Source organism: Candidatus Cryptobacteroides sp., assembly GCF_056207615.1.
The window spans coordinates 1-9,503 of the sequence record NZ_JBAEER010000190.1 but is presented as its reverse complement, the minus strand read 5'-3'; the positions used below and the strand labels follow the sequence as shown (position 1 = coordinate 9,503).

General features: G+C 54.4%; 9 protein-coding genes. 4 read left to right on the top strand and 5 right to left on the bottom strand.

Features of this window, described 5'->3' with window-relative positions:
- From AC06ND_RS10430 to AC06ND_RS10420, 3 genes are all read right to left on the bottom strand, one after another.
- The coding region (locus AC06ND_RS10430; protein ID WP_475678919.1) for a hypothetical protein at positions 1 to 245 on the bottom strand (245 nt) is incomplete at its 3' end.
- A 19-nt stretch (positions 246 to 264) separates the two neighbouring features.
- Entirely contained in the window at positions 265 to 1,272 is a 1,008-nt protein-coding gene (locus AC06ND_RS10425) for a methionine ABC transporter ATP-binding protein (RefSeq protein WP_475678918.1), read from the bottom strand.
- Positions 1,273 to 1,281: 9 nt separating this feature from the next.
- The gene (locus AC06ND_RS10420) at positions 1,282 to 2,388 is read right to left on the bottom strand and encodes a hypothetical protein (protein ID WP_475678917.1); all 1,107 of its coding nucleotides are present in this window, start codon (positions 2,386 to 2,388) and stop codon (positions 1,282 to 1,284) included.
- 169 nt (positions 2,389 to 2,557) lie between these two features.
- Between AC06ND_RS10420 and AC06ND_RS10415 the strand changes: the two genes are divergently transcribed.
- The 4 genes from AC06ND_RS10415 (at position 2,558) to AC06ND_RS10400 (ending at position 6,905) form a co-directional block, all read left to right on the top strand.
- Entirely contained in the window at positions 2,558 to 3,529 is a 972-nt protein-coding gene (locus AC06ND_RS10415; protein WP_475678916.1) for a YitT family protein, read from the top strand.
- A 110-nt stretch (positions 3,530 to 3,639) separates the two neighbouring features.
- Positions 3,640 to 4,458, top strand: coding sequence for a lysophospholipid acyltransferase family protein (locus AC06ND_RS10410; RefSeq protein WP_475678915.1), 819 nt, complete (start codon positions 3,640 to 3,642; stop codon positions 4,456 to 4,458).
- Positions 4,459 to 4,514: 56 nt separating this feature from the next.
- Complete coding sequence (locus tag AC06ND_RS10405; protein WP_475678914.1) at positions 4,515 to 6,203, top strand: GH3 auxin-responsive promoter family protein; 1,689 nt, start codon at positions 4,515 to 4,517, stop codon at positions 6,201 to 6,203.
- A gap of 9 nt (positions 6,204 to 6,212) precedes the next feature.
- Positions 6,213 to 6,905, top strand: a complete 693-nt coding sequence (locus AC06ND_RS10400; RefSeq protein WP_475678913.1) for an HAD family hydrolase — start codon at positions 6,213 to 6,215, stop codon at positions 6,903 to 6,905.
- A 1-nt stretch (position 6,906) separates the two neighbouring features.
- Here the strand turns inward: AC06ND_RS10400 and AC06ND_RS10395 are convergent, their stop codons facing one another.
- Both AC06ND_RS10395 and AC06ND_RS10390 read right to left on the bottom strand, forming a co-directional pair.
- Positions 6,907 to 7,560 (bottom strand): LolA family protein, encoded by a 654-nt coding sequence (locus AC06ND_RS10395; protein WP_475678912.1) that lies wholly within the window; start codon positions 7,558 to 7,560, stop codon positions 6,907 to 6,909.
- Positions 7,561 to 7,578: 18 nt separating this feature from the next.
- Positions 7,579 to 9,503: MMPL family transporter (locus AC06ND_RS10390; RefSeq protein WP_475678911.1), on the bottom strand; the 1,925-nt coding region annotated here is incomplete at its 5' end.

Genomic DNA, 9,503 nt, shown 5'->3' with positions numbered 1-9,503 from the left:
GGAACGGAGCGCAGCAGGTTGATGACCACATTCAGCACGCGCATCAGCAGGGGAGGCAGGGGACGAATGCCGTCTTTATCGCCGGAAACAAGGATCATACCCAGCGGCAGACCAATGACCACGGCGAAGAGCGTGGACAGGATGGTTACATAAACGGTCTCCCACAGCGCACCGGGGAAATCGTTGATCAGCATCTGAAAGGCTTCCTGCAGCTTATCAGGGGTAAAGCCGGATGCGAAATTCATAAGTCAGCTTCCTCCTTCATTATGCCTTGGCGTAGTCGACCTCGACGGAAACAGTGACATCCGGCGCGGCATTCAGGAACTTCACAGCCTTGGCGAGGTCGTCGGGACCGCCGGGGATCTCCAGCAGCATATAACCGAAGGCCTTTTCACCGACGCTGCGGGTAGAGGCGCCGATGATGCTGGCTTCCACACCGGTCTCGGTGGCCAGACGGGCAATGAGCGGCGTACGGGAGACCTCGCCGCCATTGAAGATGAGGCGGATGCGCTGACCGTGCGGATCAGCCAGGGCGGCGCCATCGGCCATTTCAGGATAGATCAGATTGCGGGTCGCGGTGGCCTGCGGATTGGAGAAGATGGCGGAGACTTCACCCTCCTCAACGACGGTACCATGCTCAAGGATGGCAACGCGGTTGCAGACCTCCTGAACAACGCTCATCTGATGCGTGATAACAATGATGGTGATGCCGAGCTTCTCATTGATGTCCTTCAGCAGGCCGAGGATGGAATGCGTTGTCTTGGGGTCGAGCGCGCTGGTCGCTTCGTCGCAGAGCAGGACGTCAGGCTCAGTCGCAAGGGCACGGGCAATAGCGATACGCTGCTGCTGGCCGCCGGAAAGGGTGTTCACGTCGCGGTCCTCATATCCTGACATGCTGACCATCTTGAGGAACTTCTTCACCCTGGTCTCGATCTCGTCGTCAGGGACGCCTGCGAGCTTGAGACCGAAGGCGACGTTGTCATAGACGTCGAGATGTGGGAAGAGCGCGTATCTCTGGAAAACGGTGTTGAGCTTGCGAAGATGTGGAGGGACGTCGGAGATGTCCTTTCCTTCCATGGTGATCCTTCCCTCGTCCGGCTGGAGGAAACCGGCTATCTGGCGGAGCAGAGTGGTCTTTCCGCAGCCCGATGGGCCGAGGAGAGTGATGAATTCGCCGCGCTGGATGTAAAGGTTGATGTCGTCGAGCACCTTCTTGCCGTTGAAGGATTTGCTCAGGTGCTCAATGTTGATGATGATGTCGTTCTGGATCATTATCTTGACTTACCTGCTGAAAACGCTGAAGTTGTATGTTACGCCGAGATTGATTGACATCTCGTTAACCCAGTTGTTCGCCGATATGACAGCATGCACGCGAAGATCCTGGCTGTCCCTGAGTGGATACCAGTTCAGGCCGATACCGCCGAAGACATAATTGTTAGGGACTGCAAGTACGGGATTCTGCTCATCCGGGATGAAACCATACTCCTCGAAGATTCCGAATATGTCATCCTCAGGAGAGAAGATGACAGGAGCATTGAATCGCTCCCAGCCTACCTTTCCGAAAAGTTCGAACTTGTCGTCGAAGTTATATGAGAAGTTGCCCATGAGCTGCATCTCCTGTCCGAAGAAAGTCTTCGCGCTGCTGACCCTGTTCATCCAGTCGATTCCGACGGTGAAGTCACCGAAGTAAGCCTGCTGGCCAAGGGAAAGGATCTGGAGATACTTCTTAGGTTCATACTCGATGAAGTTTACTCCGACGATAGGTGAATAGACCTCATAGTCGCCCCTGAACTGGAGGCTGTATGCACCGTACTGGCGCTCTTTGAAGAGCATTCCGCCGAAAGGAGAAGTCGCTGCCTGGAAAGACACGGTGTTGGCCTCGTTCGGAGTAGTGTACGCGATCTTACCGCCCCACTGATAGACTGGGAGGAAGTTCCAGAGCATCGAGTTGAGACCGAAATGCGCGTCGAAGTCGTATGCATCATACTCGAAGGTACCGATGGAGAGGACGTCCTTTCCTCCGGTGATGCTGAAGCTGCCGGCATTGTCGGTATAGAGGGTATAGGTAAGGTTGGCCCAGTCAAGCCAGTTGCCTGCGTTGGAATTGAGCGTGTTGGTATAGAGGCTGGCTATATCCTGGCCCGGGGTCTGATATCCGTATACCGAGATCCAGTGATTTTCTATCGAATATGAAAAATTCTCGAGGAAAGTTCCTTCTACGAGAGAGTAGAATGAAGTATTGCCGAAATCGACGGCGGCTCCTCCATCTTTGTTGATTGGGACATAGGTGTTGACGTCGAATCTCGGAATGATGCGGACGTCAACCTCTTGCGAGTACGCAAGAGAGCAGCATAACAATGCCGTGACGAGTACTGAAAGCTTCTTCATTTCGTACCATAAAAAGGTTGGTTACATAAAACTTTACCAGAACGCTAAGCAATCGGTAAAACTGCTACGGCCCGGCTCCGGTACCTCCGGAAATTTGGGTGCAAATATATAATTAAATTATATAATATCTTATTTTCGTTTAAATTTGCGGGCAAATTAATAACCAATAATGGAAAAAGTATTAAAGCTTCTCAAGAGCGTACAGTTCTGGAAAGAAGTCATCACCATGATACTCGGCCTCCTCGCGGGTGCAGCGGCCGTTTACTACTTCCTGCTCCCGAGCAAGATCATCATCGGAACGATCTCCGGTCTCGCGATGATCGTGAACTCATTGCTCGCGGCCATAGGCGTAAACATCAAGGTCTCGCTGCTCGTGCTCATCTTCAATGCCCTGCTGCTCATCCTCGCCTACACCCTTCTCGGCTCCGAGATCGGAATCAAGACGACCATCGCCTCCCTGCTCCTCGGTCCGTTCATGGACGTATGGGAGTGGATATACCCATACACGAAATTCCTCACGGAGCCCGGTCAGTATTCGGTGATGAACGACCCTTGGCTCGACCTCTGCTGCTTCGTGCTGCTGCTGGGCGCGTCCCAGGCCTTCCTCTTCAGGATCAACGCTTCCACCGGTGGACTCGACGTGGTCGCCCTGATCATGAACAAGTTCATGCACATGGACATCGGCACCGCGGTGGCCGTCTCCGGCGGAGTGATCTGCATGCTCGCCGTAGCCATCAACCCATTCAGGATGGTAGTCATCGGCCTCATCGGAACATGGATGAACGGTCTCGTGGTGGACTACTTCACCGCCAGCCTCAACAAGCGAAAGAGAGTCTGCATCATCAGCAACAAGCATGAGGAGATACAGGACTACATCATCCACACCCTCGTGCGCGGATGCAGCGTCTACGACGTGGAAGGCGGCTTCACAGGTAAGAAGGGCAAGGAGATACAGAGCCTCCTCACCCAGTCTGAGTTCGCAAAGCTCATGGAGTACGTACGCAAGAACAACATCCAGGCTTTCATAACTGCAGGAAACTGCAGCGAAGTCTATGGTCTATGGCTCCCTACGAGCACCCAGAAGAAGCTCAGGGGCACCCAGTTCGGCCCTGACACCGTGCTGAACATCACGGAAGAATAGTCTAGCACGCAAGACATATTGGAAAAAAGGGACAGAAAACTGCCCCTTTTTTGTTTATTCGCCGCCACGCATTAGGAATTTAGGGGAATTGTCGCTATATTTACAACCAAATGTGTAAAGAACAGACCTCGACCCCCTTTGTACCACAGACCGGCATAGACTACCCGTCTGACCCCTCTGCGAAGATTGTTCCGGTAGGACAGAAGTATCACGACTTCGTCTTTGATGCCACCTATCCTTACCTGGATGACTCATTCGACTATAAGTACAACAGATTCCTGTGCTATGCGGGACTCTGGTCCTATGCATTTCTCCTGAACCGTCTGATCCACGGACTCCGCGTCCACGGCAGGAAGAACATCCGTCAGAACAGGAAGCTCTTCCGCTCCGGAGCCATGGCGGTCTGCAACCATGTCTACAGATGGGACGCTCTCTGCGTACTTGACGCGATACGATATCGTACCGTGAAGGTCCCTATGTTCAGCGGACATTTCCTCGGCAAGGACCTCTGGTTCCTGCGCTCCATCGGCGGCATCCCTATCCCTGAGGACAGGGGCGGACTGATGAAGTTCAACGAGGCCTTCGACGAATATCACCGTAGAGGAGAGTGGATACTCGCCTACCCTGAAGCTGCACGATGGGATTTCTATGCGCCTATCAGACCTTTCCATACCGGTGTGTTCAACATGGCGTGGAAATACAAGATCCCGGTCGTCCCTATGGTCATCTCCTACCGCGAGCGCAAGGGCCTCTACAAGCTCTTCGGCAAGGGTCCGTGCGTCGACATCACCGTCGGCACTCCTATCCTCCCGTCGGAGGAGACTCCGAGGAAGGCCGAGGTTGCAAGGCTTCGAGACGAGGCACATGAGCAGATGGTCAGAATGGCCGGATGGGAGGGAAAGAACCCATGGCCGTCGCATCTGGACTGACACATCCAACCACGAACAAACAACAGAATAAGTATATAACCTAACCCAGATTTCTCATGAACACAGCAATGCTCAAGGCAAACTTCCTTCTCGGAATGGCAGGTGGCATCCAGCACCGCGCCCTCGTCAAGGCAAGTGAATCACCAAGGTCTGCAAGTGCACAGACTCTCAGGGCTATTCTCGAATACACCAAGGACTCCGTTTACGGAAAGGAGCACAACTTCGCTGAGGTTCTCGCCGCAACCAGCGACGACGAGCTCTTCCAGCGCTACGCCCAGAACGTGAAGCCGAACGACTATGAGGACCTCCGTCCATACGTGGAAAGGCACAAGCACGGAGAGGAGAACATTCTCTTCCCTGGCAAGCCTGTCCTCTATGCGACCACCTCAGGTTCCACCGCAGAGCCTAAGTGGATTCCTATCACCGAGACCTACCTCAAGACCGTGTACGGCAAGATGACCAAGGTATGGCTCTACAACTTCATCCAGAACAGGAGGAAGGTCTTCTCAGGTAAGATCCTCTCCATCGTCGGCAAGGTCATCGAGGGCTACGCTCCGGACGGAACAGTATTCGGCTCGGTTTCAGGCGTGACCCAGAGGGACGCTCCAGGTTTCGTGAAGGCTCTCTACACCAACCCTCAGTGCGTTTATTCTATCGCTGACTACAACGCTCGCTACTATGTGCTCATGCGTATGGGTATCGAGCAGGACGTTACTCTCCTCGTGACTGCGAACCCGTCTACCATCGTAGAGCTCCAGAACAATGTGAACCGCTTCTACGACGAGTATGTCGAGGACATCGAGAAGGGTACCCTTTCAGCGAAGGTCCAGATCGACCCTGAGATCCGCAAGGAACTCGAGGCATGCCTCAAGCCAAATCCTGAGCGTGCGGCTGAGCTCCGCGCCCTCAAGGCAAAATATGGCAACGTGGTCCCTAAGCACTACTGGCCAAACATCCAGATCCTCAACACATGGAAGTGCGGTAACACCCGCGTATATCTCGACAAGTTCGCAGACAGTTTCCCTGACACCATGCTCCACCAGGAGTTCGGATACTTCTCATCAGAGTGCCGCTTCGGTCTCGTGATCGACGACACCCTCAACACCGTGATGTTCCCTCACTACCACTACTACGAGTTCGTGGCCGAGGAGGACCTCGACAATCCTAATCCTAAGTTCTACCAGATCGACGAGCTCGTGAACGGCAAGAGGTATTGTCCTTATGTGACTACCTTCGCAGGTCTCTACCGTTACGACATGCACGACATCGTCGAGGCAGGTCCATGCTTCCACAAGACCCCTACCGTCCACATGATCCAGAAGGTCAACGGTATCGTCACCATCACCGGTGAGAAGCTCTACGAGAAGCAGTTCATCGACGCTGTTCACCAGGCTGAGAAGCAGACCGGTCTTGCTACCAGGTTCTTCATCGGCTTCGCGAACCTTGAGGCTTCGAATTATGACTTCTATTATGAGTTCGCAGACCTCGACACCACCCAGGAGCAGGCTGAGATGTTCACCAGGCAGGTGGATGAGAACCTCAAGAAGATGAACGTCGAGTACCTCGCAAAGAGGGAGTCTCTCCGTCTGAAGGATGCAAATACCCATCGCCTCATCAGGGAGTCTTTCGAGACCTTCAAGGCACAGTGTATCGCAGAGGGTGCACGCGACGGTCAGTTCAAGCTCCTTCTCCTCCTCCAGGACGAGAAGAGGCACGCAAAGTTCAAGAAGCTCACTATCGACTAAGCCTCCTTTATGAAGAAGGAATACAAGGCAGTCGTCTTCGATCTCGATGGGACCCTATACGAGTCCCATCGATTTCCATTGTACCTGATCCTCAGGGATCCGTTCCACATGAGGCTTCTCGGCAGCGAGAGAGTCTGCAGGAAGAAGATCCAGGGCCAGCGTTTCAAGACGGCTGACGCATACTACGACGCCCTTTTCAAGCTCATGGGCGACAATGCTGGAGTCAAGTGGGAGAAAGCCTCCAGATGGTTCTGGGACAGGTATATGCCTAACATGATCAGGATCATCAGGACCCATTATACCGCCCGCCACCACGCGAAGCAGCTTATCGACAAGCTCCGCAGAAAGGGCATCAAGATCGCCGTCCTCTCCGACTACGCGATGGTAAACGAGAAGCTCGTGGCTGCGGGTTACGAGCCGGACTGGTTCGACAGAGTCTACGAGGCGCCAGCCATCGGTGGTCTCAAACCATGTCCTGACACCTTCCGCAATGTCTGCGAGGATCTCGGGATAGACCCCAAGGACGCGCTCATGATAGGTGACAAGATGCGCACCGACGGCGGTGCAATGCAGATAGGCATGGACTTCATGCACGTCATCAACAAGGAGAGCAAGAGAGGCGCAAAAAAAACAGATCCTTCAGGAGCTCAGTCCCAGGATCTGCTTTGGTCGGAGATACTCCGATATTTCGGTGTAGTCTAGACTACTTGATGCTATAGACGGAATCGTCTACTGAGCCGTTTACCTTGCCGTCGAGCAGGGTGTAGGTGTTAACCACGTGGTTGAACTCTTCCATCTCGAGAACGCTGCAGACGCAATCAGACTTACGGTAGCTAAGGAGAATACGAGCGTATCCCTTAGCTGCCTTTTGTTTTGCGGTGAGGGTCACGACGTATGCGTCCTTGGTCTCCTCGACCTTGCAGTCGTAGTCAGCAGCCTTGAGGATGTCTGAGACACGTCCCGAGACTCCGCAGAGCACGCAGGTAGACATCATCTTCATCGATGGGACCTTTGTGATGTCGATGTTCTGCACCTTGCCGCTGCGGTTCATGTAGAGCTTCGTTCCGTTGATGATGAAGCGCTCGGTCGCAGGATCGGTGTAGATGAGAGCGAACTTGTCGGATGCGGTGTAATAAGAGGTGCCGTGCATGGTGACCTGAGCCTTGGTGGCGGTGGTCTTCACATGGTCGAACTTGTACTCCATGGTCTTGTAGCCGGCGTTCTTAGATGCGATCTTCGAGAGAATGGCATCATCGTCAGCCGCACGGAGGTCGGCAGAGCTCGAAAAGGCTGCAGCGAATGCAACCATTGCGGACAGAAGGAACTTTCTGGCGCCGCTGATTCGGATCTTATTCATAGTCTGTAAGTAATTTCTTTATTTCTTCACTGAACGCTCATAGGCAGGAATGAACCTGCATGCAAGCCTGTACAGAAGCGGCTGGAGGCAGTACGAGATCATGATGGTGGTCACCATTCCGATGAGTGCGCACTGGCCGACGCTCCTGATCGATGGACTTTTTGCAAAAAGTATGCTACAAAGCACAGAGATCAGTATCACTGCCGAGAGGAAGATCGCAGTCTTGTGGTAGGTCAGGAGCTTGCCACCTTCTCCCCTGCTGTCCGCGAGCAGTCCGTCCATGATGAAGATGCTATAGTCGACGCCCACTCCGAAGATGAAGCTGGAGACGACAATGTTGATCAGGTTGAACTCGAGTCCCGTGAGCGCCATGATACCCTCGACCACGAACCAGCTGAGGAACATAGGGAGGAAGGCGATGAAGGACGTGATGATGTTCCTGAACGAGACGAGGAGCACCAGGAGGACGAAGATCGAAGATATGAGAAGCACCTTGCTGAAATCCTCATGCACGAGCTCGACCATGTCGCTCATGTAGTAGTAAGGGTCGGCAACGATCGCGCCCGGAACCTCGGAAACTGCATCGCCGACGGCCTTCTTGTCCTTCGCGTCCATGGTGGTGGAATTGAAGATGACGACCTGGTCGCCCACCTCCTCCATGAACTCGTTCTGGAGTTCTTCTGGGATGACGCCGTAATCCAGGATAGAAACCGGGTAGTACTCCCCTTCGACGAGAAGGAAGAACGGGTCGAAGATCTCGGCATCGAGTCCGTTGTCCGCGGCTGCGCGGCTGATGTTCCTGCGGGCAGCTGCGACACGCTCAGGAGTCCAGAAAGAGGTCCATCTGTCGATGTTCTCCTGCTGACGGTCCTCCGGCACTACCACCTGCGTGAGTACGGAGCTGTACTGACGGATCATGCCAGCGTCCTGGAGAGAATCGAGCACTGCAGTGAGGGCCCTGTCGTTCTCGAGTGCCTCGTCGATGTCGGCTCCGGTCGCTGCGTAGTAGGTGGAGGCATAGCCCATGTTCACCCTCTCCCCGTATATCTTCTGGCTTCGGAGAAGCCTGTCTCCGTTGTAGCCTATGCTCTGCATGTCAGGATTGAATCCAACCTTGCCGCTGAAAATGATTCCAACGACGATGAAGGCAGTGAGAGCGGCCACGAGAGGCCAGCACTTGTCGAGCTTGTATGAGTTGATCTTCTCGAGCACACGGAAGGCAGTCTCGTTCTTGGCGGCATTGGACTCAGTGAAGAACTGAGGCATGAAGAAGAGTGCCGCGAAGGTCGAGGCCACCAACGCCATGACGGCGAAGAGGCCGAAGTCGAAGAGAAGGTCGCTGTTGGTGAAGAGCAGGCCTGCGAATGAGCCAATGGTCGTGATGCAGCCAAGGCACACAGGCGTACTCTGCTCGCGAAGCACGGTCTCCACATCGGCGACGTACTTGTAGTGCGTGAGCACATGGAGCACATAGCTCACAGCAATTCCGAGCACCGCGGTACCGATGCCCATCGCGATGAAGGACATGGTGCCCTTGATGAGCCATACCATCGCAAGCGAGAAGATCGCACCGTAGAGGAGCGGGAACACGGCGAGGGCCACCGTACTCTTGCCGCGGTAGCAGCAGAGCAGGATCAGCATGATCAGCGTGAGCGATACGACCAGGCTGAGGAGTATGTCCTTGCGGATGCGGTTGGAGTTGCCCGCGCTGGTGATTGGAGTTCCATGATAGAGCACCTCAACGTCCGAATGGCGGGCCTCGAACTCAGCCGACGCCTCGTCGAGGAGTGCGAGGAGCTGACGCGTATGGAGGCTGTCGAATGCGCCGAAAGCAGGTGCGAGGAAGGCAAGAGCCACGCTTCCGTCCTTGGACATGAGGTGGCCGGCCTTGAAGGTGAATCCAGGCTTCTGCGAAGAGTCGTCACCACCGAACCCGAGTTCCT

Bases quoted from the DNA above. Each gene is read 5' to 3' on its own strand.
- AC06ND_RS10420 (WP_475678917.1), bottom strand. From the start codon at position 2,388: ATGAAGAAGCTTTCAGTACTCGTCACGGCATTGTTATGCTGCTCTCTT.
- AC06ND_RS10425 (WP_475678918.1), bottom strand. From the start codon at position 1,272: ATGATCCAGAACGACATCATCATCAACATTGAGCACCTGAGCAAATCC.
- AC06ND_RS10395 (WP_475678912.1), bottom strand. From the start codon at position 7,560: ATGAATAAGATCCGAATCAGCGGCGCCAGAAAGTTCCTTCTGTCCGCA.
- AC06ND_RS10410 (WP_475678915.1), top strand. From the start codon at position 3,640: ATGTGTAAAGAACAGACCTCGACCCCCTTTGTACCACAGACCGGCATA.
- AC06ND_RS10405 (WP_475678914.1), top strand. From the start codon at position 4,515: ATGAACACAGCAATGCTCAAGGCAAACTTCCTTCTCGGAATGGCAGGT.
- AC06ND_RS10400 (WP_475678913.1), top strand. From the start codon at position 6,213: ATGAAGAAGGAATACAAGGCAGTCGTCTTCGATCTCGATGGGACCCTA.
- AC06ND_RS10415 (WP_475678916.1), top strand. From the start codon at position 2,558: ATGGAAAAAGTATTAAAGCTTCTCAAGAGCGTACAGTTCTGGAAAGAA.